Below are 24,988 nucleotides of genomic sequence, written 5' to 3'. Positions count from 1 at the left end.
GCGGGGCGCGGCTCCGGTCGTGGTCCTGTCATTTTCCTGGAACGGGTCCGGCGCGGCGTCCGGACGGTGGAAGCCCCCGCGCGGGCGCGGGGGCTTCGGGCCGGATCAGGCGTCGACGAGCGCCTTCTCGCGCCTCAGCGCGAAGTCGAAGCCGACGTGCAGATCGTCCTCGGCGTCCGGGGTCGGGCGGAACTCCGCGACGAGGCTGTCCTTCACCGCGAAGACCGAGTCGTTGTCGAGCCATTTCGACGAGGCGTCGAAGATCTGGCTGATGAGCGTGCCGTAGCCGGGCTTCCGGATCATGAAATGCATGTGTCCGGGCCGGTACGGGTGATGGCCCATGAAGCGCAGCAGTTCGCCCGCCGTCTCGTTGTCCGGGATCGGATAGGGCACGGGCCGGAGCGCGCGGAAGGCGTAGCGGCCCTCGGCGTCGGTCTGGAAGCGGCCGCGGAGGTTGAAGTCCGGCTGGTCGGGATCGTGGTTCTCGTAGAGCCCGTTGGGCGCGTCCTCCCAGACGTCGAGGATCACGCCCTCGAGCGGCGCGCCGTTCTCGTCGGTGACGACGCCCTCGAAGAGCACGGTCTCCTCGCCCTCGAAATGCTTCTGAACGACGGAGGCGCCTGCGGGCAGGATCGGCGGGTTGTCGCGGTAGAACGGGCCGAGCACGGTCGACTCGCTCTCGGCCCCGGTGACCGGGTTCGTCAGCATGTCGACGAGCACCTCGACGCCGAGGATGTCGCCGAGCAGGATGAACTCCTGCCGCTTCTCGTCGCAGGTCCGCCCGGCGCGGGCGAGATAGTCGCAGGCGGCGAGGAATTCGTGGTGCTGGAGCCTCACTTCCTTGCAGAAGCCGTGCAGGTGCCGGAGCAGCGAGACCATGATTTCGCGCTGCCGCGGCGTGACCTCGCCGTTCTGGCCGAGTGAGCCGATCACGACGTCGGTGATGTTGTCGATCGTTACCTTGGGCACGATTCTCCCCCCAATTCTTGGCTTGCGTTACGTCCGAAACCGGGCTGGCCGGAGGCTGACCCCTGAACTGTCGCAAAGCACCCGGTCCGAACCAATGCCCGGCTCGGTATCGGTCGATACTCCGCCCGGGGACCGCGCCGCCGGGCCCGGACGGTATCGGCGGATACCCTCCGCGCCATTGCCCCGCGCCGGGACGGGGCGCAGGTTGCGGCGCGTATCTCGTCACCAGCTCTTTCCGGGGGAAATCATGCTGCCACTTCTGCGGCGAATGCAATCGCGGCTCGACGCCACACCGCATCTTCTCCGTCTCGGCCGGCTCGTCTCCGAGACGGTGCTCCTGAAGGTTGGCGAGGCGGAATACTACCTCGTCTTCGAGAAGGGCCGGCTGGCCGAGATCCTGCCCGGGCCGAGCCGCAAGACGCCCTGGCGTTTCGCGATCAAGACCGACGCCGAGGCGCTGGCGGAGTTCTGGAAGCCCCGGCCCCGCCCCGGCTTCCACGACGTCTTCGGGCTCGTCACCATCGGCCGGGCGACGATCGAGGGCGACATCCTCGCGCTCGTGAAGAACCTGCGCTTCTTCAAGGAATTCCTGGCCCTGCCGCGCGAGGAGGCTTTCGCATGAGCGCCATCGAACCGATCACCGGCCGCTACGTCACCGTAGAGGTCGAGGGCGCGCCGCGCCGGATCTATTTCGAGGAGGCAGGCGCGGGGCGCCCCGTCCTCTGCCTGCACACCGCCGGGGCCGACACGCGGCAGTGGCGGCACCTGATGAACGACGCCGAGGTGACGAAGGACCACCGGCTGATCGCCTTCGACATGCCCTGGCATGGCAAGTCGCTGCCGCCCGAGGGGTTCGAGACCGAGGAATACCTGCTGACGACCGAGGCCTATGTCGCGACCGTGCTCGCCGTGGTCGAGGCGCTCGGGCTCGACCGGCCGATCCTCGCCGGCTGCTCGATGGGCGGGCGCATCGCGCTGCAGCTCGCCGCGCTCCGCCCGGAGGTCTTCTCGGGCTTCATCGCGATCGAGGCCTCGGACTTCCAGCCGGCCTGGTACGACATCGACTGGTTCCACCGCCCCGACGCCCATGGCGGCGAGATGGGCGCGGCGCTGGTCTCGGCCAATATCTCGCCCTACGCGCCGAAGGCCGAGCGGTGGAACACGCTCTGGATGTTCATGGCCTCCGGTCCCGGCGTCTTCCGGGGCGATCTCTCCTTCTACACCCGCGACGACAGCCTGATCGGGCGGCTCGGCCGGATCGACACGGCGCGCGCGCCGGTCCACATCCTCGTCGGCGCCTATGATCTGACCTGTACGCCCGAGGATGCGCGGCGGACCGCCGCGGCCATCCCGGGCGCGACGCTCGCGGTGATGGAGGAACTCGGGCATTTCCCGATGAGCGAGCATCCGGAAGGCTTCCGGCCCTTCTTCCTCGACGCGCTCACCCGGATGCGCGTGCCGGCGGAGGCGCTGAAATGACGAAACCCTGCGTCATCTGCGTCGCGATCACGGGCTCGCTGCCGGTGAAGGCGAACAATCCCGCGGTGCCGATCACCGTCTCCGAACAGATCGAGAGCACCCAGGAGGCCTTCGAGGCGGGCGCGACCATCGTCCACGCCCATGTCCGGAACGACGACGAGACGCCGAGCTCCGATCCGGAGAAATTCGCGCGGCTGAGGGAAGGGATCGAGAAGCACTGCCCCGGCATGATCATCCAGTTCTCCACCGGCGGACGCTCCGGCGCGGGGCGGAGCCGGGGCGCGATGCTGGCCCTCGCCCCCGACATGGCGAGCCTCGCCGTCGGGTCGAACAACTTCCCCGCGCGGGTCTACGAGAACCCGCCCGATCTCGTCGACTGGCTCGCGGCGGAGATGCGGACCCGCGGCGTGAAGCCGGAGATCGAGGCCTTCGATCTGAGCCACATCCACCAGGCGGTGGCGATGCGGCGCGACGGGCGTCTCCGGGGGCCGCTTTATGTCCAGTTCGTGATGGGTGTGAGGAACGCGATGCCCGTCGATCGCGACGTCTTCGACTATTATGTCCGGACGATGGAGCGGCTCGCGCCGGATTCGGAATGGTGCGCGGCCGGGATCGGGGCGCACCAGTTCACGCTGAACGAATGGTGCGTCGCGGGGGGCGGCCATGCGCGGACCGGGCTCGAGGACAACGTCCGGCTCGACCGCGACCGCCTCGCCCCCTCGAACGCCGCGCTGGTCAGACGCGTGGTCGGGCTCTGCGAGAAACACGGGCGCCCGGTCGCCACCTGGCGCGAGGCGCGGGAGATTCTCGGCCTCGTGCCGGCGGTGGCCTGAGATTCGGGAGAGGAGGATGGCCGTCTCGAACACGATCGGATCCGCGCGCGGGCACTGGGCGGGGATCGTCACGGCGGGATTCCTCGTCGTGCTGGTCTCCTACGCCGGGCCGCTTCTCATCTATCTCCAGGCCGCCCATGCGATGGGGGCGAGCCCGGCGGAGTTCTCGTCCTGGGTCTTCGCCATCTCGGTCGCGGCCGGGATCTCCTCGATCGTGCTCAGCGCCTGGACGCGGGCGCCGGTCGCCACCGCCTGGTCCGCGCCGGGAACCGTGCTCCTGATCTCGCTCGGCTCCGGACTGCCTTTCGCCGAGGTCGTGGGCGCCTTCGTGACGGCCGCGCTGGTGATCCTCGCGCTCGGGGTGACCGGGCTCTTCGACCGGATCGTCGCGGCGATCCCGCGCGCGGTCGCGGACGGGATGATGGCCGGGATCCTCTTCGGTTTCGGCGTCCACGCGATGGAAGGGATCGCCGCCGCGCCCTGGGTCATGGCGGGGCTTCTCGCCGCCTATTTCGCGCTCTCCGCCGCGATTCCGCGCTACACGATGCTGGCGCTGCTGGCGCTCGGCCTCGCGCTCTCCTGGCAGGTCTACGGCGTCGCGCCCGATTCCGCGGGCCTCGCCCTCGCGACGCCCCGGCTGACCTGGCCGAGCCTCAGCCTGGGCGCGACGCTCAGCCTCGCGCTGCCGCTCGTGCTCACGACGCTGACCGGGCAGTTCCTGCCGGGGCTGACGATCCTGCGCGCGAGCGGCTACGAGGTCGCCGCGCGGCCGATCATCGTCGTCACCGCGCTCGCCTCGGTCGCGGCCGCCTTCCTCGGCGGCATCACCACCGCGCTCGCGGCGATCACCCTGGCGCTCTGCGCCGGCCCCGAGGCGCATCCCGATCCCGGCCGGCGCTGGCTCGCCGGGGTCGCGGCGGGGGTGTTCTTCTGCCTCGGCGGGATCTTCGCGGGCTCGATCGCGGGGCTGCTCGCGCTGCTGCCGGTCGAGATCATCGCGATGCTCGCGGGCCTCGCCCTGCTCGGGGCGATCCTGCGGAGCATGGGCGACATGCTGGCGCGGCCCGAGGACGCGCAGGCGGGGCTCGTCACCTTCATCGTCACGGTGACGGGGGTGACGATCCACGGGATCAACGCGGCCTTCTGGGGCGTCGTGGTCGGGATCGGCGCCGTCCTCGTCACCCGCGCGGTCCGGCGGCTCCGCCCCTGAGCGCGACGCTCACACGCCGAACGGGATGCCCCGGTCGCGGTACATCCGCTTGATGAGCCTCAGGATCAGCGCCAGTTCCGGCGACGGATCGTCCCTGCGCGTGCTCATGATGACGGGCGAGATCGCCTCCGGCTCGTCGAGCGCGGCGTAGGTCACGTTGTCGCGCCGCAGCCGCTCGACCGAGGCGGGCACGATCGCGAAGCCCGTCTCCGAGGCGACGAGGCCGAGGGCGGTCTGCAGTTCCTTCACCTCGTGGACAACCGGCGGCCGCAGGCCGCGCGCGCGCAGGAGCGCCAGCACCTGATCGGCGTAGCTCGGCCGGGGCGCCTTCGGATAGAGGATGATCGGGAGACCGGCGAGCGCGGTGAGGCGGAACGGTCCCTCCCCCAGACCGAGGCTCGATGCCAGCGCCGCGCGCAGCGGTTCGTTGCGCATCAGCACCCGCGCCACCTGGGGATCGCCATGCGGGATGCGGCCGAAGCCGACGTCGATACGCCCCTCCTTCAGCGCCACGATCTGTTCGAGCGAGGTCATTTCGTGGACCGCGATCTCGACCTCCGGCCGGGCGGCGCGGTAGCGGCGGATCACCTCGGGCAGATGGCCGTAGAGCGTCGAGGAAACGAAGCCGATCCCGAGCCGGGTCCGCGCCGTCTCGGCCAGCCGCCGGGTCATCTCGGTCATTTCCTCGACGTGTTCGAGCGCCTGCACCGCCTGGTCGTAGAAGAGCCGGCCCGGTTCGGTCAGGCGCACGGGCCGCGCGCCGCGCTCGATCAGCCGCACGCCGATCTCCCGTTCGAGCGCCTGGATCTGCCGGCTGAGCGGCGGCTGGGCGATGTGGAGCCGCTCCGCGGCGCGGGTGAAGTTCCGCTCCCGCGCGACGGCCACGAAGTAACGGAGCTGCCGCAGCTCCATCGCCATACCTCCCGGGTATCGTGGGCACCGAGACGGTATTGGGAAGCGGGGCGCGAGGCAAGTATACCGGAGACAAGCAAGCAGAGAAGCCTGCCAGGCGGATACCGAAGGTATCGCATGGACGGGTCCGGGGAGGAAATCATGTCCGACACGACCGAACGCCCGCTCGAGACGCGCCGCTCCGCACGCGGCGAGGATCGCGGAAGCTGCGCGCGCCGCGAGACCCGCGCCTTCGCGCCCGACACATTTCTCGGCGGCGCTGAGAAGAACGGCGCGGGACAGCGCGGCCACGAAGCGGACGCGGGGTGAGCCCACGATGAACCTCCGTCGCCTCGACTATTTCCTCGCGGTCGCCGAGGAGCTTCATTTCGGCCGGGCGGCTGAGCGGCTCGGCATGGCGCAGCCGCCGCTCAGCCGCCAGATCCAGCAGTTCGAGCAGGAACTCGGCGCGATCCTGTTCAACCGCGGCCGCAATGCGATCACCCTCACCCAGGCGGGCGCCCGGCTCCAGGAGCGCGGGCGCGAACTGATGCGCGGCATCGAGGACATGAAGCTCGAGATCCGCCGGCTCGGCCAGGGCGCGGAGGGGCGGCTCCGGATCGGCTTCGTGGGCTCCTCCTCCTACGGGATCCTGCCCAACATCATCAAGGCGTTCCGGGCCGCCTATCCGGGTGTGAACCTCAGCCTCATGCCGATGAACAACGCGAGCCTCTACCGCGCGCTGATCCGGCGCGAGATCGACGTCGCCTTCGCGCGGCCGACGCTGTCGGATCCGGAATTCGTGACGCGCAAGCTCTGCGACGAGCAGCTCATCGTCGCCGTGCCCGACACGCTCGACACCCGCGAGGGTCCGGTCGACCTGCGCGATCTCGGAGCGGAGAACTTCATCCTCTACCCGGAATTCCCGCGCCCCTCCTACGCCGATTTCGTGCTCGAACAGTGCCGGTCGCTCGGGATGGAGGTGCCGAACCGGGTCTTCACGATGGACCTGCAGACGGCGCTCTCGCTCGTCGCGATCGGAGAGGGCGTCTGCGTCGTGCCGGAATCCGTGGGTTCCGCGCCGCGCAACGGCATCCGCTTCCACCGGATCGAGCCGCCGCTCGGCACCACCGCCGTCTCGATCAACACGCGCGTCGACGAGCAGGGCGTGCATGTCCACAAGTTCGCCACCCTCGCCCAGGAGGTCGCCCGCGGGCTCGCCCGGAAGGGCTGACCCGCGCGCGCCTCACCCGAGATCGCCGCCCCCGACCGGCACGGTGAGGCCGGTGATGTAGCTCGCCTCGTCGGAGGCGAGAAAGAGGATGGGCGCCGCCTGTTCGTCCAGCGTGCCGTAGCGGCGCATCAGGCTCGACCCGATGGTCTGGTTCACGATCACCGAGGTCGTGCTGTCGTCCGTGCCTTGCGAGGGCGCGCGGGCGAGGTTGCGCGGAACCTTGCGCGCCGGCGCCTCGGTGCCGCCCGGCGCGGTGGCGACGACGCGGATGCCGCGTTCGGCCACCTCCCAGGCGAGCGAGGCGGTCAGCGCGTTCACGCCGCCCTTGGCCGCCGCGTAGGGCACGCGGCGGAGGCTCCGCGTCGCGATCGAGGAGACATTGACGATCACCCCGCGCCCCGCCGGCAGCATGTGATCGAGCGCGGCGCGGCAGCAGAACAGCGTCGGGAAGAGCGAGCGGCGGATCTCCGCCTCGATCTGCGCGGGCTCGTACTGTTCGTAGGGCTGGGCCCAGATCGTGCCGCCGACATTGTTGACGAGCACGTCGATCCGGCCGCGGAGCTCGACCGCGCGGGCCATCGCCGCGGCGCAGCCCTCCCAGGTCTCGAGATCGGCGTCGAAGGCATGGGCGACGCCGCCGGCCTCCGCGATCGCCGCCACCACCTCGTCGCGGTGGGGCGAGCGGTCGACGATCAGCACCTCGCCCCCCTCGGCGGCGGCGCGCTCCGCGACGCGCCGGCCGATCCCCTGCGCGGCGCCGGTCACGACCAGCGCCTTGCCCGCGAAGCGCCCCGGCGCCGCCGCGGCGGTCCGGAAGGCCGGGGCGGTCATGCCGCCACCGCCGGCGTCTCGGTCGGGTTGAACTTCTCGAAATGGAAGCTCGCCGGCGTGACCCCGAGCGCCGTCATGTGATGGCGCACCGCCTCGACCATCGGCGGCGGACCGCAGAGATAGACGTCGACATCGCCGAGGTTGAAATCCTCGGGGTTCAGATGGTCGGTCACGAAGCCCTTGCGCTCGTGCGTCTCGTCCTCGGCGGCGAGGATGGTGACGAGCGTCAGCCCCTCGATCCGCTCCGCGAGCGCCCGGAGCCGGTCGAGCTCGACGAGATCGGCCGCGCGGGTCACGGCGTAGAAGAGCCGGATCGGATGCTCCGTCCCCTCGGCCGCGACCTGCTCGAGCATCGCGAGGAACGGCGCGAGCCCGGTGCCGCCGGCGAGCCAGAGCTGCGGCCGCTCGATCGGGCGGAGGTAGAAGGCGCCCATCGGCCCGGTCAGTTCCAGCGCGTCGCCAGGCTTCGCCCTCTCGCCGAGCCAGGAGGACATGAGCCCGCCCGGCAGGTCGCGGATGAGAAAGCTCGCCTCGTCCGCGCCGGGCGCGGAGGAAAAGGAATAGGAGCGGTGGCGGTCGGTGCCGGGCACGCCGATGTTGACATACTGGCCGGGCAGGAACGGGATCGGTTTGCCAGGCCGCACCCGCAGGCCGAAGGCGGTGGAGGAGAGCCGGTCGACGGCGATCACCTCGCCCTTCACCGCCTCCGCGGCGGTCTTGCAGACGGCGGAGGAGGCGGGGACCGCGACGACGCAGTCGGATTTCGGCGTCATCTGGCAGGTCAGGATGTGGCGCCCCTCCGCCTCCTCCTCGGTCATCGCCTCGTCGAGATAGAAGCCGAGCTCGTATTCGCCCTTCTCGCAATGGCATTTGCAGGTGCCGCAGACGCCGTCGCGGCAGTCCATCGGGATATTGATCTTCTGGCGGAAGGCGGCGTCCATGACGAGTTCGTCCTCGTCACAGTCGATGATGCGCGTCACGCCGTCCTCGAAATTGAGTGCGATCTGGTAGGTCATGGTTCGGTTCCTCCCGGGAGCCCGCCCTGTCTCCGGGCGGCTGGCACGGTTCGCTTTGGGATCGGCGGGCGCGAAGCACCCACCGGTCCGGACGCGCCGCGTCAGATGTGGTAGACGTCGATGACGTGGTGGATGTGGTCGTTCCTCAGCACGACCTTCTTCGACCGGATGAGCGGGGTCTCCCCCGTCGTGTCGATCACATAGAAGGACGTGCCCCAGTGCTGGTCGGTCGCCGCGTAGCGATAGCTCAGCGTCTGCCAGTTGAAACGGAGCCGGATCTCGCCGTTCTCCTGGCTCAGCACCTCGATATTGGCGATATGGTGCTGGGTGCGCGGCTCCGGCAGGCTGGTCGCCGAGGAGCGGTCGGTCCTGATCCGGAACACCCGGTCCCGGATGCCCTGCTTGTCGGGATAGTAGATGAGCGAGATCTCGGATTCCGGATCCTCGGTCAGCCGGTCGAAATCGTCCCAGGCCGGCATCCAGAAATCGCAATCCTCATGGTAGAAGGTGAGCCAGTGGTCGAACTCCCGGTCGTCGAGCGCGCGGGCCTCGGCGAAGAGGAAGGCCTGGATCGCCTCGAAGGAGAGGCGGCGGGCGGCGGGTTCCAGTCCGATCGTCGCGTTCATCGCGCTTACTCCGCCGCATGGGCGACGGGAGTGACGGCGGCGCGTTCCTCCGCGACCGCCGCGCGCATCCGCTCCCGCCACTGCTTGTGCTGGATGACGAAGAGCCCCTCGTCCTCGGTCCGCGCGCCCGAGAGGATCGGCTCGAGCCCGATCGCCTTCGCGTCCTCGTCCGGCCCGGTGATCCACTGCGTGGCGCCGCGGGTCAGGTCGTTCCACTTCGCGACCGCGGCTCCGGCATAACCGCGCTGGGTCGCGCGGAATTCCTCCGTATCGTCCGGGGTCGCCATGCCGGAGGCGTTGAAGAAATCCTCGTACTGACGGATCCGGCGGGCGCGGGCCTCCCGGCTCTCGCCCTTCGGCGCGACGCAGTAGATCGTGACCTCGGTCCTGTCGACGGCGACCGGACGGAACACGCGGAGCTGCGAGGAGAACTGGTCCATCAGGAACAGGTTCGGATAGAGGCAGAGGTTGCGCAGGTAGCCGATCATCCAGTCGGCCTTCGCCGCGCCGTGCTTCTCGACGAGCTCGTCGCGACGCGGGTGGAGCGGGCGGTTCGACGGGTCGGCCCAGACGGTCCAGAGCAGCAGGTGCCCGTTCTCGAAGGAATAGAACCCGCCCTTCTGCTTCGCCCATTTCGAAGCGTCGTTCGCCTTGATCGTGTCCTCCTTGCCCTCCTGGCCCCGGCGCGAGGTGGTGGCGACGTAGTTCCAGTGCACCGCCGAGACGTGATAGCCGTCGGCGCCGTTCTCGGCCTGGAGCTTCCAGTTGCCGTCGTAGACGTAGGTGGAGGAGCCGCGCAGCACCTCGAGCCCGTCCTCGGACTGGTCGGCCACCATGTCGATCATCTTCCGCGCCTCGCCGAGATACTCCCCGAGCGGCGGGACATCCGCGTTGAGGCTGCCGAAGAGGAAGCCCCGGTAGCTCTCGAAGCGCGCGACCTTCGTCAGGTCGTGGCTGCCCTCGCAGTTGAACTGCTCGGGATAGCCCGCGCCGTTCGGGTCCTTCACCTTCAGCAGCCGGCCGGTGTTCGAGAAGGTCCAGCCGTGGAACGGGCAGGTGAAGGTCGCCTTGTTCGCGCGCTTGAAGCGGCAGAGCATCGCGCCCCGGTGCGAGCAGGCGTTGACGAGCGCGTGGAGCGCGCCCTGCCTGTCGCGGGTGATGACCACCGGCACCCGGCCCATCTGGGTGGTGAAATAGTCGTTCGGGTTCGGGATCTGGCTCTCGTGGGCGAGATAGATCCAGTTCCCTTCGAAGATGTGCTTCATCTCGAGCTCGAAGAGCTCGGGATCGGTGAACATGTCGCGGCGGGCGCGGAAGACGCCCCGCGCGGGATCGTCCTCGACGATGCCGTCGAGCCGGGCGTCGATCTCGTCGAGTGCCTCGGGGGTGAACATGGCAATCCTCCTCCATGGGCCGCCGGTGGTGACCCGGGGCCTTCGTTGCTTGGTCGGGTGGAGAAGCCGGGCGCGCCGGCTTCGCGGCGGCGCTAGACGACCGCCTGCAGGGTCCGGGCGCGGTCGCGGCGGTGGAAGGCGACCTTGTCCTCGTCGAGTTCAACACCGATGCCCGGACCCTCGGGCAGGTGGACCGAGAAGTCGCGATAGATGATCGGCTCGGCCAGGATCTCGTCCGTCATGAGCAGCGGGCCGAAGAGTTCGGTGCCCCAGTCGAGATGCGCGACGGTCGCGAAGAGCTGCAGCGCGGCGGCGGTCGAGACGCCGGCCTCGAGCATCGTGCCGCCATAGAGGCCGATTCCCGCCGCCTCGCCGATCGCGACCACCTCGGAGGCGCGTTTGAGCCCGCCCGACTGGCCGATCTTGACCGCGAAGACGTCGGCCGCGCGTTCCGCCGCGACGGCGAGCGCGTCGGCGGGGCCGTTCAGCTGCTCGTCCGCCATGATCGCGACCCCGGTCCGCTCGGTCAGCGCGCGGAGCGCGGCGAGCGAGCCGGTCCGGATCGGCTGCTCCGCGAGATCGACGCCGATCGCGGCGAGGCCCGCGAGGCCCTGGCGCGCCTCGGTCAGGCTCCAGGCCTGGTTGACGTCGACGCGGATGCTCGCGCGGTCCCCGACGGCGTCGGCGATCGCCGCGACATGGGCGAGATCCTCGCGCACGCGGCGCTTCCCGATCTTGAGCTTGAAGATGTTGTGCCGGCGCGTCGCGAGCATCTTCTCCGCCTCGGCGATGTCGGTCTCGGAATGCCCGCTCGCGAGCGTCCAGGCGACCGGCATCGCGCGGCGGACCGCGCCGCCGAAAAGCTGGGAGACGGGGACGCCGAGCCGCTTTCCGAGCCCGTCCCAGAGCGCGATCTCGACCGCGCAGCGCGCGATCGGATTGCCGCGCACCGCCTTCTCGACCAGCGCGACCGCGCCGTTCACGTCGTTTCCGTCGCGGCCCTCCAGCAGTGGAGCGATATAGGCGTCGATCGCGACCTTGATGCTCTCGGGGCTCTCGGGCCCGTAGCTCATGCCGCCGATCGACGTGCCCTCGCCCAGCCCGACCGAGCCGTCCGAGAAACGGATCCGGACGAGCACGATCGACTGCGCCGTCATCGTCGTCATCGAGAGCACGTGCCCGCGGATCGTCGGTATGTCGAGAACGGTGGTCTCGATCCGCTCGATCTTGCTCATGGCGTTGTTCCCCAGTGGTTTGGCTTGCCCTCAGGATGGCGTCTCCGGGGGGCCGGAGTCCAATACTGGGATGGTCTCGGGTGATACCCGCCCGCGGGAAGCGCGCCGCCGCGCCCGCTCGCCATGGCGAGAAAAACGCGGGCCGCCCCTTGATAGCATCCATTTACCATCCATATGCCATCCTGTTGGATGGAGATTACGATGGCGAACCCGGTGCGGCCCGCGCGGGAGGCGGGCGGCGAAAGCGAGAAGATCACGATCAACCTCGGCCCGGTCGATCTCGGCCGGATCGACCTGCTGGTACGGGAGGGCTTCTATTCCAACCGGACGGATTTCATCCGCTCGGCGATCCGGGGCCAGCTTTCGGGTCACGCGGCCGACGTCACGCGGTCGATCGAGCGTCACACGCTCGATCTCGGGCTGCGAGACTATACCGCCGCCGATCTCGAGGCGGTGCGCGCCGCGGGCGAGCAATTGCGGATCCGGGTGGTGGGCCTCGCGCGCATCGCCCCCGATGTGACGCCCGAACTGGCCCGGGCCACCATCGCCTCCATCACCGTCCTCGGCGCGCTCCAGGCCAGCGCCGAGGTGAAACGGGCGCTCGCCGACCGGATCGGCTAGCGCCCGCCCCCGACGCGAAAGGACAAGAGAGAGATGAACAGCGATTTCGCCCGGGCCATGTCCCGGGCCACCGAAGCCGTGCGCGCGAGCGACCCGGCGGGTGCCACGGCGATCATCCAGGCGGCGCTCGCCGGGCGCTTCGGAGAGCCTGCCTCAGCCGCCCGGCCCGCTTCCGGCGCGCGCCGCGAGCCCGCGTTCCGGATCGCCCCGGATGTCGTGGAGGCCGAGGTGGTGGAGCCCGCCGCCCCGCCCCGCTCCCGGAGCGGCCCCGGGCGGCGGGGGCTGCGCGAGGTGGTGCGTTCGCTCCGGACGGGGCGCGCGCTCTTCGAAGGGCTCGGTACGCGCCTGCCCGGCGGCCCGGCTCCCCTCCCCGAGGTTCCGGAGGGCGCGCGCTACCTTTGGCGCGAGCATGCCTGCGCGGCGGGCACGCGGCGCTACCGGCTCTTCACGCCGTCCTGTCCCGCCTCGGACCTGCGCGGGCTGGTGGTGATGCTGCACGGCTGCAAGCAGAATCCGGACGATTTCGCGACCGGGACCGGGATGAACGCCCTCGCCGAGACGGAAAGGCTGCTCGTCGCCTATCCCGAACAGCCGGGCGCGGCGAATGTCTCCGGCTGCTGGAACTGGTTCGAGCCGGGGCACCAGGGCCGCGAGGCCGGGGAGCCGGCGATCCTCGCATCGCTCGCGCGCGCGCTTGCGACCGAATTCGGCCTGCCGCCGGGCCGGACCTTCGCCGCGGGCCTCTCCGCCGGCGGCGCGATGGCGGCGGTGCTCGCGGAGACGCATCCGGATGTCTTCGCCGCCGTGGGCGTGCATTCGGGCCTGCCGCGGGGATCGGCGCGCGACGTCGCAAGCGCCTTCGCGGCGATGCGCGGCCAGGGCGGCGCGACGGCAGGCCCCCGCGCCGGGGCCGCGCGGGCGATTGTCTTTCACGGCGGCGCCGATCGCGTGGTGCACCCGGCGAACGCGGAGGCGCTCGCCGCGCGCTGGCACGACGGCGCCGGGGAGCGGGTCGAGCGGGGCGCCACCGGCGGGCGCGGCTGGCGCCGCGTCCGGAGCGGCGGCGCCGACACGCCCCGGTTCGAATGCTGGCTCGTCGACGGGGCGGGCCACGCCTGGTCGGGCGGAAACGCGGCCGGCTCCTTCACCGATCCGGAAGGCCCCTCGGCCTCGGCGGAGATGCTGCGCTTCTTCCTCGCCGTCCCGCCCGATCCGGACGCGGCCTGAACTCCCGGTCACGCTCTCCGACGCGCCGCGCTTTTGGCCCTGCGATCCGGGCCGGATTCGGGCTAAGAGAATCGGACGGCGGCTCGTCCCCCGGCGGCGCGCCGGCCGCGGGGACGAGCCGTCAGGTTCCGGTCGTGGCAAAGGGTGGCGATGTTGAAGCTTGTCAAGCGCGTGGCGGCCCGGGCGGCGAAGGCGGTGATCCCGGCGCGGACGCGCGCGGCGGCCGGATCCCTTCCCGCCCCCGCCGATGACAAGACCAGGCCGGCGCGCGCCCGGACGAGCCCGGCCCGGCCCAAGCCGGCGAAGGCGGCGCCGGCGAAGCCCCGCGGCGGGCTGGCCGAGATCCTGCGCTGGATCGAGGCGGGGGGCATGCCCGCCCGTCCGCCGAAGGCGCGCGCGCGGGTCAGCGCGCCGCGCGGCGCCTCGTTCCGGCTCGCGACCCATGCGAACGACCGGGACAAGCGATCCTATCGCCTCTACCTTCCCGCGGCCCTGAATACCGCGCCCGCGCCCATGCCACTCGTCGTCATGCTGCATGGCTGCGGCCAGACGCCCGAGGATTTCGCCGCCGGTACCCGGATGAACGCGCTGGCCGAGGAATTCGGCTTCCTGGTCGCCTACCCCGCCCAGGCAACGAAGGCGAATTCGGGCCGGTGCTGGAACTGGTTCCTGCGCGGCGACCAGATCCGGGGGGCCGGCGAGCCCGCGCTGATCGCGGGGATCGTCCGGACCATCCTGCGCGATCATCCCGTCGATCCCGCGCGCGTCTATATCGCGGGCCTCTCCGCCGGCGGCTCGGCGGCGCATGTGATCGCCGGCGCCTATCCCGATCTCTTCGCCGCCGCGGGCGTCCATTCCGGCGTTCCGGCCGGGGCGGCGCATAACGCGGCCTCGGCCTTCCTCGCCATGCGCCACGGCGCTCCGGGCGACCGGCCGGCCGCGGCGGTCCCGACCATCATCTTCCACGGCGCGGCCGACGCGGTGGTCCACCCCCGCAACGGCCGCTTCGTCGAGGCGCGGACCCTCGCCGTCCATCCCCGGCTCGCCCGCGTCGAGAAGACCGGCCGGACGGCGGGCGGGCGCGACTACCGCGTGACGATCCACCGCGCGGCGAACGGCAAGCCCCGGTGCGAGCACTGGGTGATCGAGGAAGCGGGACATGCCTGGTCGGGCGGCCATCCCTCGGGCAGCTACACCGATCCCGCCGGCCCCGATGCCTCGCGCGAGATGCTGCGCTTCTTCCTCCGGCACCGCCTGACCGCCCGGCAGCGCCGCCCGCCGCTTCCCTGACACCGGCTCGGCCCGGGCGGGCCAGGGTGGCCCGCCCGGTCGTTTTGACCTCAAAATCGCCGAAGCGCACCCGCTTCGGCCATCCTGCGCGCCATATGAGGAGAAAGAGAAAGGATTATCCCCCATCTTAGGGAACACAGACCTTCCCCGAGATGATAGGTCTATCCGCGTCCGCTCGATGCGAAAGGGTGCGCGTCCGCCATGGAACCTGTCATACGACCGCGGGATGTCCCGCCCGCCGATCCCGGGAGCGCCGATGGCGGCGCGAGCGGCGGGAATTGCGCGACTGCCACGCCGCGGCCTATCGTATCGCTCTCGATCACATCGCCGGCGCCTGCGAGGCGAGCGGCATCCGTACCCTCATCCCCTGTTCGCGGAATGGCCATGCTCGTCACCGACCCCCTCCCGCTCTCCGCCACGCCCTTCGCCGACTTCGCGCCGCCGATCCGGCCGGCGGACCCGCTCAGGGCGGCGATCACCGCCGCCTACCGCGCGCCGGAGCGCGACTGCCTGCCGCCGCTGGTCGCGGCGGCGACGCTCGATCCGGTGACGGGCGCGCGGGTGGCGAAGACCGCGCGGGAGCTGATCGAGGCGCTCCGCGCGAAGCACAGGGGATCGGGCGTCGAGGGGCTGGTGGCGGAATACGCGCTGTCGAGTCAGGAGGGCGTGGCGCTGATGTGTCTCGCCGAGGCGCTGCTCCGGATCCCCGACGCCGCGACGCGCGACGCGCTCATCCGCGACAAGATCGCCCATGGCGACTGGAAGGCGCATCTCGGCGGCCAGAAGTCGCTCTTCGTCAACGCCGCGACCTGGGGCCTGGTCGTGACCGGCCGGCTCACCGGCACGGTCAACGACCGCGGCCTCTCGTCGGCGCTCACGCGGCTGATCGCGCGCGCCGGCGAGCCGGTGATCCGGCGCGGCGTCGACATGGCGATGCGGATGATGGGCGAGCAGTTCGTCACCGGCGAGACGATCGAGGAGGCGCTCAAACGCGCGCGTCCGCTCGAGGCGAAGGGCTTCCGGTATTCCTACGACATGCTGGGCGAGGCGGCGACCACGGCGGAGGACGCGGAGCGTTACCGCCGCGACTACGAGACCGCGATCCGGGCGATCGGCGCGGCCTCGGCCGGGCGCGGCGTCCACGAGGGTCCGGGCATCTCGATCAAGCTCTCGGCGCTGCATCCGCGCTACGCCCGCGCCCAGGCCGGCCGGGTGATGGACGAGCTCCTGCCGCGCGTGAAGGCGCTGGCGCTCCTTGCGAAGAGCTTCGACATCGGGCTCAACATCGACGCGGAGGAGGCCGACCGGCTCGAACTCTCGCTCGACCTGCTCGAGAGCCTCTGCCTCGACCCCGATCTCGCCGGCTGGAACGGCATGGGCTTCGTGGTCCAGGCCTATGGCAAGCGCTGCCCCTACGTGCTCGACTTCATCATCGACCTCGCGCGCCGCTCCGCGCGCCGGATCATGGTGCGCCTCGTCAAGGGCGCCTACTGGGACGCCGAGATCAAGCGCGCCCAGGTCGACGGTCTGCCCGGCTTCCCGGTCTACACCCGCAAGATCCATACCGACGTCAGCTACATCGCCTGCGCGCGCAAGCTCCTCGACGCGCGCGACGCGGTCTTCCCGCAGTTCGCGACGCATAACGCGCAGACGCTGGCGACGATCTACGAACTCGCCGGGCCGGAATTCCAGACTGGCGACTACGAATTCCAGTGCCTGCACGGCATGGGCGAGCCGCTCTACGAGGAGGTCGTGGGCCCGGGCAAGCTCGGCCGCCCGGCGCGGATCTACGCCCCCGTCGGCACCCACGAGACGCTGCTCGCCTATCTGGTGCGCCGCCTGCTCGAGAACGGCGCCAATTCCTCCTTCGTGAACCGGATCTCGGATCCCGAAGTCTCGATCGACGATCTGATCGCCGATCCCGCCGAACAGGTGAAGGCGATGGCGGAGCCGGGCCGGCCGCATGACGAGATCGCGCTTCCGCGCGACATCTACGCGACACGGCCGAATTCCGCCGGGCTCGACCTCTCGGACGAGACCGTGCTCGCGCGCCTCTCCGAGGCGCTGGAGGCGAGCGTCGCGATGGATTGGAGTGCCACGCCGCCCTCCGGCGCGGGCGAGACGCGCGAGGTGCGCAATCCCGGCGATCACCGCGACCTGGTGGGGCGGGTGATCGAGACCGATCCGGCCGAGGCCGCCTCCGCCGTCGCGACGGCCCTCGCGGCCGCGCCGGCCTGGGCCGCCGTCGCCCCCGTCGAGCGCGCCGCGATGCTGCGCCGCGCCGCCGACGCGCTGCAGGAGCGTATCGGGACGCTGATGGGGCTCATCATGCGCGAGGCGGGGAAATCCGCGCCGAACGCGATCGCGGAGGTGCGCGAGGCGATCGACTTCCTGCGCTACTACGCCGACGAGGCGAGCGAGACGCTCGGCGCCGCGCATCGCCCGCTCGGACCGGTGGTCTGCGTCTCGCCCTGGAACTTCCCGCTCGCGATCTTCACCGGCCAGGTCGCGGCCGCGCTCGTCACCGGCAACCCGGTGCTCGCCAAGCCCGCCGAGGAAACGCCGCTCATCGCCGCCGAGGCGGTCCGGATCCTGCATGCCGCCGGAATCCCCGCGGACGCGCTTCAGCTCCTGCCCGGCGACGGGCGGGTCGGCGCGGCGCTGGTGGCCTGTCCGGAGATCGGCGGGGTGATGTTCACCGGCTCGACCGAAGTGGCACGGCTGATCCAGCGCGAACTCGCCGGCCGGGTCTCGGCGGAGGGCAAGCCGGTGCCGCTGATCGCCGAGACCGGCGGGCAGAACGCGATGATCGTGGACAGCTCGGCGCTCGCCGAGCAGGTGGTGGGCGACGTGATCGCCTCGGCCTTCGATTCCGCCGGCCAGCGCTGCTCGGCGCTGCGCGTGCTCTGCCTGCAGGAGGAGGTCGCGGACCGCACGCTCGCGATGCTGCGGGGCGCGCTCCACGAGCTCCGGATCGGCCGGACCGACCGGCTCGCGGTCGACGTCGGCCCGGTCATCACCGCCGAGGCGAAGGGGATCATCACCGCGCATGTCGAGAAGATGCGCGGGAAGGGGTTCAAGGTCACCCAGATCGGCCTCGCCGGGGAAGCGGAGCAGGGCACTTTCGTGCCGCCGACGATCATCGAGATCGACGCGCTCTCGAGCCTCGAGCGCGAGGTGTTCGGCCCGGTGCTGCACGTGCTGCGCTACCGCCGCGCCGATACCGAGCGGCTGATCGACGCGATCAATGCCACCGGCTACGGGCTGACCTTCGGGTTGCACACCCGGCTCGACGAGACGATCGCGCGGGTGATGGACCGGGTGAAGGCGGGCAACCTCTACGTGAACCGCAACATCATCGGCGCGGTCGTCGGCGTGCAGCCCTTCGGCGGACGGGGCCTCTCGGGGACGGGGCCGAAGGCGGGCGGGCCGCTCTATCTCGGCCGGCTCGTGACGGAGGCGCCGCTGCCCCGGCGCCACGCCTCCTGCGAGACCGACGCCGCCCTGCTCGACTACGCCGCCTGGCTCGAGGCCGCCGGCGCGGCCGGGGCGGCGGAGGCGGCGCGTGAGGCGGGCGGCGCCTCGACGCTCGGTCTCTCGGTCGAACTCCAGGGGCCGGTCGGGGAGCGCAACCTCTACACGCTGCACCCGCGCGGCCGGGTGCTGCTCCTGCCCGAGACCGAGGCCGGGCTCCGCGCCCAGCTCTCCGCCGCGCTCGCGACCGGCAACGAGGTGGTGATCGGCGCGGCCGGGTTCGACGCGGCGCGCGCGGGCCTGCCGCCCCGGGTCGCGGCCCGCGTCGCCACCGCCACCGACTGGGCCGCCGCCGGCCCCTTCGCCGGCGCGCTGATCGAGGGCGGGCCCGAGCGCGTGGCCGCGATGACGGCGCGGATCGCGGAGCTTCCCGGCCCGCTCGTCCTGACCCAGGCCGCCCCGGCGGAGGAGATCGCCCGGCGCGGACCCGAGGCCTGGTGCCTGAGCTGGCTGCTCGAGGAAGTGTCGCTCTCGATCAACACCACCGCCGCCGGCGGCAACGCCAGCCTGATGGCGATCGGCTGATCCATCGAAGAGGAGGACGACCTCGTCCGGGGAGGTGATGAAGGCGAAGATCGCCTCCGGGTGGCAGCGGCCGGGACTCGCCTTGTCCGTCGCGCGCAATAGGTATCCTGATCGCCAATTGGTTCGATGGGAGGCAGACTTGGCCAGAGCAGCGCATGATCCGGAGCCCCTGGATCAGTTCGATCGCCGGATCCTGGAGACCCTGGCAAGGGACGGGCGGATGACGGTGACCGACCTGTCCAGCCATGTCGGGCTGTCCAAGACGCCGTGTCAGGTCCGGCTGAGGCGGCTCATCGACGAGGGCTACATCGAAGGCTTCCGGGCGATCCTCAATCCCGCGAAGCTCGGCCTCGACCACGTGGCCTTCGTCGAGGTCAAGCTCTCGGACACGCGCGAACGGGCGCTGGAGGAATTCAACGCCATGGCGCGCAAGATCACCGAGATCGAGGAATGCCACATGATCGCCGGGCGGTTCGACTACCTGCTCAAGGTCCGGACCTCGGACATCCGGCGCTACCGGCAGGTGCTGGGCGAGAAGATCTCGAGCCTGCCGCATGTCGCCAGCACCTCGACCTCCGTGGCGATGCAGTCGGTGAAGGAGGGGCGGCTCTGACCCGCCCGTGACCGGGGCGCCGGAAACGGCGCCGATTCCCTCCGGCCCGGCGTGCCCCGCGGCGAGGCCGGACCGGGGGAACCTTCCGGCCCCGCCCGTCAGTTCAGCGCGCGGTATTTCTCCATCGTCGCGGGTGTGACCAGTTCGAAGGGGATATAGACCTTCTGCTCGACCGGTTCTCCCCTGACGAGCCTGAGCGCGGTGGCGATGGCCCCCTCGCCCTGGCCCTTCGCGTCCTGGAACACGGTCACGTCGAGATCGCCCGCCGCCATCGCCGCGAGCCCGTCCTGGGTCGCGTCGATCCCGGCCACCACCTTGTCCTTCGGGATCCCGGCCGCGTTCATCGCCTGGATCGCGCCGATGGCCATCTCGTCGTTGTTGGCGATCACCGCGTCGAACGCGACCCCGCCCGAGAGCCAGTTCGTCATCACGTCGAGCGCCTGGGCGCGCTGCCAGTTCGCGGTCTGCTCCTCGGCGATGGTCATGAAGGAACATTCGGGCGTGGCGATCACGTCGTGGATGTCCTGGGTGCGCTGGCGCGAGGTGTAGCTCGAGAGCTCGCCCATCAGCACCAGCACCCGGGCGCCCTCGCCCTTGCCCTGTTCCTTGAGGAGGCGGCAGACCTCCTTCGTCTCGAGCGTGCCCGATTCCTTCTCGTCCGAGGCGACAAAGGCCTGGTTCGGCGGCAGCGTATCGACGTTGACCGGCTCGTAGTTGACATAAACGAGCGGGATGCCCGCCGCCTCCGCCACCTGGCTCATCGCCACCGTCGCGTCGGTGTCGACCGCGTTGACGATGATCGCCTGCGCGCCCGATGCGGTGAAGTTCTGGATCTGGCTCAGCTGCTTGCCGATGTCGCGCTGCGCGTCCTCGACCACGAGCTCGACGCCCTCCTTCTGCGCGTATTCGGCCATGCCGTTGCGCAGCAGTGTGAGGAAGTTGTCGTTGAACTCGGCGATGGTGACGCCGATCGGCTGCGCCGAGGCGGCGGTGCCGAGCAGCGTGGCGCCGAGCGCGAGCGCGCAGGCCGACAGGGCCCGCGAGCGCGGGATGCGGATGGTCATGGTAGCCTCCCCTTGTTTCTGGATTGATCGGCCGCCGGCGCGGACGCCGGTGGCCCTGTCGCCTCAGCTTCCGAGCGCGCGCAGCGCCTCGGCCGAAGTCCGGAGCTGGGTTTCGAGCACGTCGCGGAAACCCTCGCCCTTGTCGGTGTTGAACGGATCCGGGCCGGGCGCCGCCGGCTCGATGATGACTGGACCGGCGTAGCCGATCGCGTCGAGCGCGGCGATCTGGGGCGCGAAGTCGGTATGGCCCTCACCGATCGCCTGCCGGTTGGAATCGGCCGCGTGGTAGAGCCCGATCGCCGCGCCGCCCGCGCGCAGCGCCGCCGCCGGATCCGCCTCCTCGATGTTCATGTGATAGGCGTCGGGCAGCAGGCCCAGGTTCTCCGCCCCGACGGCGTCGCGGAGGCGCAGCCCCTCCGCGACGGTGCGCACCTGATGGCTCTCGTAACGGTTCAGGATCTCGAAGACGACGGGCAGGCCCTTCGCCGCCGCCATGGCGCAGATCGCCCGGGTGCTCTCGACGAGCAGCGCGTCCTCCTCCGCCTGGCTCGAAACGGGGCGGATCCGCGTCACGAGCCCGTGGCAGGAGATCCGGGGCGCGCCGTCGCCCTGGCCGAGCGCCACGGCCCAGTCCGTGAGCCGCCGGTAGTAGTCGAGCGCCGCTTCGCGGATCGCCGGGTCGGGATGCGAGATGTCGGCGTCGCCGGGCGTGATCGAGAAGACCCTGAGCCCGTGTTCGGCGAGAACCCGGCCGGCCTCGGCCGGGTCGATCCCGTCGATGTCGCCATGGAGCTCGACGCCGTCGAGCCCGGCGCGGGCGATCCGCGCCGCCATCTCCGGCAGCGGCTCGCCGCCGAAGATCCAGGTGCAGCAGCCGATCTCACGCCGCATGTTCGACCTCGCGCCCCAGGACCTCGGAGAGCGCGACCGTCGCGCCGCGCGCGGCCGAGCGCGTCGCCGCCTCGGCGCAGGCGAGCGCCGCCACCCCCTCGCCGAGCGTCACCGGCATCGCCGCGCCCTCCGCGACGGCCGCGACGAAGGCGCGCCATTCGGCGGCGTAGGCGCGGGCATAGCGTTCGAGGAAGAAGTATTCCGGCTTCGCCGAGAGCGTGCCGGCCGCGGTGATCTTCTCGACGGTGCTCTCGAGCACGTTCTTCGCCGCGAGCAGCCCTTCGGAGCCGAGGAGCTCCACCCGCTGATCGTAGCCATAGACCGCGCGGCGGCTGTTCCGGATCACCGCGACCCGGCCATCGGCCCAGGTGAGGGTCGCCACGGCGGTGTCGACATCGCCCGCCGCGCCGATCGCGGGATCGACCACCGAGGTTCCGACCGCGCTCACCCGCTCCGGCGCGCCGCCGAAGATCCAGCAGGCCATGTCGAAATCGTGGATCATCATGTCGCGGAAGAGCCCGCCCGAGACCCTGATGTAGCTCGCCGGCGGCGGGGCCGGGTCGAAGGAGGTGATCGCGAGCATCTCGCCCGCGCCGATCTCGCCCGCGTCGAAGGCGGATTTGAGCCGGGCGAAATCCGGGTCGAAGCGGCGGTTGAAGCCGATCATCACCGGCCGCCCGGACTTCGCCACCGCCTCGAGGCAGACCTCGGCGCGGGCGAGCGAGAGATCGACCGGCTTCTCGCAGAGCACCGCCTTGCCGGCGGCGGTGGCGCGCTCGATGAGATCGGCGTGGGTGTCGGTCGAGCTCGCGATCAGCACCGCGTCGATCGCCGGATCGGCGAGGATCGCCTCGACGGTCCGTGCCTCGGCGCCATGCGCGGCCGCCAGCGACCGGGCGGCTTCCGCGTTCACGTCGGCCACCGCCGCGAGACGGCTTTCGCCGTCGGCGGCGATGGCGCGGGCATGGACCTGGCCGATCCGGCCAGCACCCAGAAGAGCGACATTCAGCATTGGTGATCCTCCCTAGGGAATCGGTCGCGTTTCGCGCTGTTGACGTGATGCCGGTTTTTGCTCGCGCGAGCAATGATTAATTGCTCGCGCGAGCATTTTGCTTTTCACCCCACCTCCGCCCCTTTAGGATGGCACCATGGAAGATCAGGATCCCCCAGCACCGGCGGCGTTCTCCCCCGCCACGGCGGATGACGTCGCGGCGCTCGCCGGCGTATCGCGCTGGACGGTGGCGCGCGCCTTCAAGAAGGACGCCTCGATCTCGCAGAAGAGCCGGCGCAAGGTGATGGCGGCGGCGGAGAAGCTCGGCTACGTCCCCGACCTGCTCGCCGCCTCTCTCGCCTCGGACCGGTCGAACCTCGTGGCGCTGGTGCTCGACGATTTCGAGAATCCGCACAAGCTCGTGATGCTCGAACGGCTGACCCGGGTGCTCAGCCGCGAGGGGATGGGCGTGTTGCTCGTCAACATGCTGGGCGCGGACGCGGCCGGGGCGCTTCTCTCGGCGAGCCAGCGCCGGGTCGACGCGGCGGTGGTGATCGGCACGCGGTTCGACGACCGGCTGCTCGCCGCGGCGCTCGAGGCCCGGCGCGTGAAGCAGCTCATCGTCTTCGCCCGGACGAGCGCGGTGCCGAACACGCTCAGCATCGCCTGCGACGACGCGGTGGCGATGCGCGCGATCGCGGACCACCTGCTCGCGGCGGGGCGGCGGCGGCCGATGTTCGTCGCGGGGCCGGACAGCCGGTCCGCGACGCTGGAGCGCAAGGCAGCCTTCCTCGGCCATTGGCGGGCGCGGACCGGCCGGACGCCCGGAGTGATCCACGTCGCCGGATACGACGCCGGTTCCGCGCTCGCCGGCGTGGCCGGGACGCTCGCGGGGCGGGAGGGCGAGGCCGCGCCGGACGCGCTGGTCTGCGAGAACGACATCATCGCGCTCGGCGCGATCGACGCGCTGCGCTACCGCCTCGGCCTGGGCGTGCCGGAACGGATCGCGGTGACCGGTTTCGACGACATCCCGCTCGCCGGCGCGCCGGCCTACGGCCTCACCACCTTTCGCCAGCCCATCACCGACATGGCCAAGCACCTCGCGCGCATTCTCGGGGGAACCGGAAGGGGCAGCGTCCTGCTTCCGGGTCGGCTCGTGGTCCGGACGAGCGCGTGAGGCGGCGCCGGATCGGCGAACCGGGAACGCTTGTCGCGGCCTGACCTCCGACGCGCTGCCGACCTCCGTCCTGATCCTCGCAACCGCGCGAATTTCCTTGATGCGCAGCCCCGCAGTCCGATCTCCGCGATGCAAGTTACGGATCAGTTCGTGGATCAGTTCGGGATGAGTGGCCCCGCAGCCCCTCTGCGCGGTATCAACGCCATGCGCCTCAGAGCGTGTCTGAGAAGGCTCATTTCCACCGCCTGACGAGGGTCGCGATCACAGCGATGGTGAGAAGGTATCAGAGGTTCGCGTCAGTTGCTCGTAGTCTCGCGCGAGGCGGCGACATTTCATGATCCAGGCGAATGTTCGCTCCACAACCCAGCGCCGACGGATGACGACAAAGCCCTTCATCCAGGGCATGCGCCGGAGGATCTCGAGGACGATGTGGGTCTTGTCCTTCGCCCAGGAGACCAGCTGGCCGGCATAGCCGCCGTCCGCGAATACGCGCTCGGCGAAAGGAAACCGGCGCCGGGATCGTTTCAGCACGCCCTTCGCCCCGTCGCGATCCTGGACGTCGGCGCCATGAACCTCGACGGCGAGCAGCCGGCCGTCGGTGTCGGTCAGGATGTGCCGCTTGCGCCCATGGACGCGCTTTCCGGCGTCGTATCCCTTGAATCCCCCTTTTGATCGGCCGTCCGGACCGTCTGACTGTCGACGATGGCCGCCGATGGCGAGGCCTTCCGGCCGGCGCGCTCGCGATCCGCCATGACGAGGGTGTGGAGCACGCCGGCCCAGATCCCTTCGCGTTCCCAGCGGCGCAGGTAGTGGTAGACCGTCTGCCAGGGCGGGAAGTCACGCGGCAACAGCCGCCAGGCGCAGCCCGCCCGGAGCAGATAGAGGATCGCCTCGACGATCTCTCGCTTCTCGGCCTTGCGCGGCCCGACCACCCGGCGCGACGTCCGGGATCATCGGCGCGACCACCGCCCATTGGCTGTCGGTCAAGTCACTCGGGTAGCGTGATCGGCGGCGTTTCGGCATGGATGTCGGCTCTGGCTTCGGGAATCCGACGCCCCATGAATCACGCGGATTCAGCCTGGGGAAGCCCCCTTCTCAGACACGCTCTCATCCCCGACGACCCGGACATTCCCGATGAACTATTGGTAGCCCGGGACTCGGGTGACGTGGTGTTCTTTTGTGGAGCAGGCGTTTCGCAGCACGTTGCGAAGATACCCAGCTTCGGCGACTTGGGGCGCGCGGTTGTGGACTCTCTTGGAGCCACCTCGGATATTTTGTGGGCGATCTTGGCGGAAGATCCTCAAGACTGGCCCTATGGCGCGCAACAAATGCGGGAA

At 70.7% G+C, this 24,988-nt stretch carries 22 protein-coding genes and 1 pseudogene; 12 read left to right on the top strand and 11 right to left on the bottom strand.

Features of this window, described 5'->3' with window-relative positions; translation table 11 throughout:
• Positions 1–105: 105 nt before the first annotated feature.
• Positions 106–969 carry a dioxygenase family protein gene (locus tag FJM51_RS16180; RefSeq protein WP_140455182.1) on the bottom strand — a complete coding sequence of 288 codons (864 nt, stop codon included), beginning with the start codon at positions 967–969 and terminating at the stop codon, positions 106–108.
• 247 nt (positions 970–1,216) lie between these two features.
• On the opposite strand from FJM51_RS16180, the gene FJM51_RS16175 reads away from it, so the two are divergent.
• The 4 genes from FJM51_RS16175 to FJM51_RS16160 are packed head-to-tail and all read left to right on the top strand — an operon-like array spanning position 1,217 to position 4,491.
• Positions 1,217–1,591, top strand: a complete 375-nt coding sequence (locus tag FJM51_RS16175) for a hypothetical protein (RefSeq protein WP_140455181.1) — start codon at positions 1,217–1,219, stop codon at positions 1,589–1,591.
• Positions 1,588–2,448, top strand: coding sequence for an alpha/beta fold hydrolase (locus tag FJM51_RS16170; protein WP_140455180.1), 861 nt, complete (start codon positions 1,588–1,590; stop codon positions 2,446–2,448). Before FJM51_RS16175 ends, FJM51_RS16170 begins: the two co-directional genes overlap by 4 nt.
• Positions 2,445–3,281 (top strand): 3-oxoadipate:acetyl-CoA acetyltransferase, encoded by an 837-nt coding sequence (locus tag FJM51_RS16165; RefSeq protein ID WP_140455179.1) that lies wholly within the window; start codon positions 2,445–2,447, stop codon positions 3,279–3,281. The genes FJM51_RS16170 and FJM51_RS16165 overlap by 4 nt, the downstream gene beginning before the upstream one ends.
• 16 nt (positions 3,282–3,297) lie before the next feature.
• Entirely contained in the window at positions 3,298–4,491 is a 1,194-nt protein-coding gene (locus FJM51_RS16160; protein ID WP_140455178.1) for a benzoate/H(+) symporter BenE family transporter, read from the top strand.
• Between the two features lie 9 nt (positions 4,492–4,500).
• Here FJM51_RS16160 and FJM51_RS16155 read toward each other — a convergent pair whose 3' ends face one another.
• On the bottom strand, positions 4,501–5,403 hold the full coding sequence (locus FJM51_RS16155; protein ID WP_140455177.1) for a LysR family transcriptional regulator: 903 nt from the start codon (positions 5,401–5,403) through the stop codon (positions 4,501–4,503).
• Between the two features lie 141 nt (positions 5,404–5,544).
• On the opposite strand from FJM51_RS16155, the gene FJM51_RS23830 reads away from it, so the two are divergent.
• Positions 5,545–5,712, top strand: a complete 168-nt coding sequence (locus FJM51_RS23830; protein ID WP_181164594.1) for a hypothetical protein — start codon at positions 5,545–5,547, stop codon at positions 5,710–5,712.
• A 7-nt stretch (positions 5,713–5,719) separates the two neighbouring features.
• On the top strand, positions 5,720–6,616 hold the full coding sequence (locus FJM51_RS16150; RefSeq protein WP_140455176.1) for a LysR family transcriptional regulator: 897 nt from the start codon (positions 5,720–5,722) through the stop codon (positions 6,614–6,616).
• Between the two features lie 12 nt (positions 6,617–6,628).
• On the opposite strand, the gene benD is transcribed toward FJM51_RS16150, so the two are convergent.
• From benD to FJM51_RS16125, 5 genes are all read right to left on the bottom strand, one after another.
• Entirely contained in the window at positions 6,629–7,447 is an 819-nt protein-coding gene (benD, locus tag FJM51_RS16145; protein WP_140455175.1) for a benzoate diol dehydrogenase BenD, read from the bottom strand.
• Positions 7,444–8,463 carry a benzoate 1,2-dioxygenase electron transfer component BenC gene (gene benC, locus FJM51_RS16140; protein ID WP_140455174.1) on the bottom strand — a complete coding sequence of 340 codons (1,020 nt, stop codon included), beginning with the start codon at positions 8,461–8,463 and terminating at the stop codon, positions 7,444–7,446. The genes benD and benC overlap by 4 nt, the downstream gene beginning before the upstream one ends.
• 101 nt (positions 8,464–8,564) lie before the next feature.
• A complete protein-coding gene (gene benB / locus FJM51_RS16135) occupies positions 8,565–9,089 on the bottom strand; it encodes a benzoate 1,2-dioxygenase small subunit (RefSeq protein WP_140455173.1) in 525 nt (174 codons plus the stop codon).
• A 5-nt stretch (positions 9,090–9,094) separates the two neighbouring features.
• On the bottom strand, positions 9,095–10,483 hold the full coding sequence (gene benA, locus FJM51_RS16130) for a benzoate 1,2-dioxygenase large subunit (protein ID WP_140455172.1): 1,389 nt from the start codon (positions 10,481–10,483) through the stop codon (positions 9,095–9,097).
• A 92-nt stretch (positions 10,484–10,575) separates the two neighbouring features.
• Positions 10,576–11,718 carry a muconate/chloromuconate family cycloisomerase gene (locus FJM51_RS16125; protein WP_140455171.1) on the bottom strand — a complete coding sequence of 381 codons (1,143 nt, stop codon included), beginning with the start codon at positions 11,716–11,718 and terminating at the stop codon, positions 10,576–10,578.
• Positions 11,719–11,919: 201 nt separating this feature from the next.
• Here FJM51_RS16125 and FJM51_RS16120 point away from each other — a divergent pair, with 201 nt between their 5' ends.
• The 5 genes from FJM51_RS16120 to FJM51_RS16100 all read left to right on the top strand — a co-directional run bounded on the left by FJM51_RS16120 (position 11,920) and on the right by FJM51_RS16100 (position 19,528).
• Positions 11,920–12,339, top strand: coding sequence for a ribbon-helix-helix domain-containing protein (locus FJM51_RS16120; protein WP_140455170.1), 420 nt, complete (start codon positions 11,920–11,922; stop codon positions 12,337–12,339).
• A 33-nt stretch (positions 12,340–12,372) separates the two neighbouring features.
• Entirely contained in the window at positions 12,373–13,566 is a 1,194-nt protein-coding gene (locus tag FJM51_RS16115) for an extracellular catalytic domain type 1 short-chain-length polyhydroxyalkanoate depolymerase (protein ID WP_140455169.1), read from the top strand.
• A 150-nt stretch (positions 13,567–13,716) separates the two neighbouring features.
• The gene (locus tag FJM51_RS16110) at positions 13,717–14,856 is read left to right on the top strand and encodes an extracellular catalytic domain type 1 short-chain-length polyhydroxyalkanoate depolymerase (protein ID WP_140455168.1); all 1,140 of its coding nucleotides are present in this window, start codon (positions 13,717–13,719) and stop codon (positions 14,854–14,856) included.
• A gap of 384 nt (positions 14,857–15,240) precedes the next feature.
• Positions 15,241–18,915 (top strand): trifunctional transcriptional regulator/proline dehydrogenase/L-glutamate gamma-semialdehyde dehydrogenase, encoded by a 3,675-nt coding sequence (putA, locus tag FJM51_RS16105; RefSeq protein WP_181164593.1) that lies wholly within the window; start codon positions 15,241–15,243, stop codon positions 18,913–18,915.
• Positions 18,916–19,135: 220 nt separating this feature from the next.
• On the top strand, positions 19,136–19,528 hold the full coding sequence (locus FJM51_RS16100) for an Lrp/AsnC family transcriptional regulator (RefSeq protein ID WP_438502765.1): 393 nt from the start codon (positions 19,136–19,138) through the stop codon (positions 19,526–19,528).
• A gap of 98 nt (positions 19,529–19,626) precedes the next feature.
• Here the strand turns inward: FJM51_RS16100 and FJM51_RS16095 are convergent, their stop codons facing one another.
• The 3 genes from FJM51_RS16095 to iolG form a co-directional block, all read right to left on the bottom strand.
• Entirely contained in the window at positions 19,627–20,592 is a 966-nt protein-coding gene (locus tag FJM51_RS16095; RefSeq protein WP_140455165.1) for a sugar ABC transporter substrate-binding protein, read from the bottom strand.
• A gap of 63 nt (positions 20,593–20,655) precedes the next feature.
• Positions 20,656–21,483: a sugar phosphate isomerase/epimerase family protein gene (locus FJM51_RS16090; protein WP_140455164.1), complete on the bottom strand. Its 828-nt coding sequence runs from the start codon at positions 21,481–21,483 to the stop codon at positions 20,656–20,658.
• Positions 21,473–22,495 (bottom strand): inositol 2-dehydrogenase, encoded by a 1,023-nt coding sequence (gene iolG, locus FJM51_RS16085; RefSeq protein ID WP_140455163.1) that lies wholly within the window; start codon positions 22,493–22,495, stop codon positions 21,473–21,475. The genes FJM51_RS16090 and iolG overlap by 11 nt, the downstream gene beginning before the upstream one ends.
• A 136-nt stretch (positions 22,496–22,631) precedes the next feature.
• Here iolG and FJM51_RS16080 point away from each other — a divergent pair, with 136 nt between their 5' ends.
• Positions 22,632–23,651, top strand: a complete 1,020-nt coding sequence (locus FJM51_RS16080) for a LacI family DNA-binding transcriptional regulator (RefSeq protein ID WP_140455162.1) — start codon at positions 22,632–22,634, stop codon at positions 23,649–23,651.
• A 232-nt stretch (positions 23,652–23,883) separates the two neighbouring features.
• On the opposite strand, the pseudogene FJM51_RS16075 reads toward FJM51_RS16080, so the two are convergent.
• A pseudogene (locus FJM51_RS16075) lies at positions 23,884–24,674 on the bottom strand (IS5 family transposase).
• Positions 24,675–24,988 lie beyond the last annotated feature (314 nt).

Origin of the sequence: Amaricoccus solimangrovi (assembly GCF_006385685.1) — a bacterium.
Taxonomy (GTDB): Bacteria; Pseudomonadota; Alphaproteobacteria; order Rhodobacterales; family Rhodobacteraceae; genus Amaricoccus; species Amaricoccus solimangrovi.
Note: the sequence above shows the minus strand (reverse complement) of the source record. Positions and strands in the feature narration are given on the sequence as shown.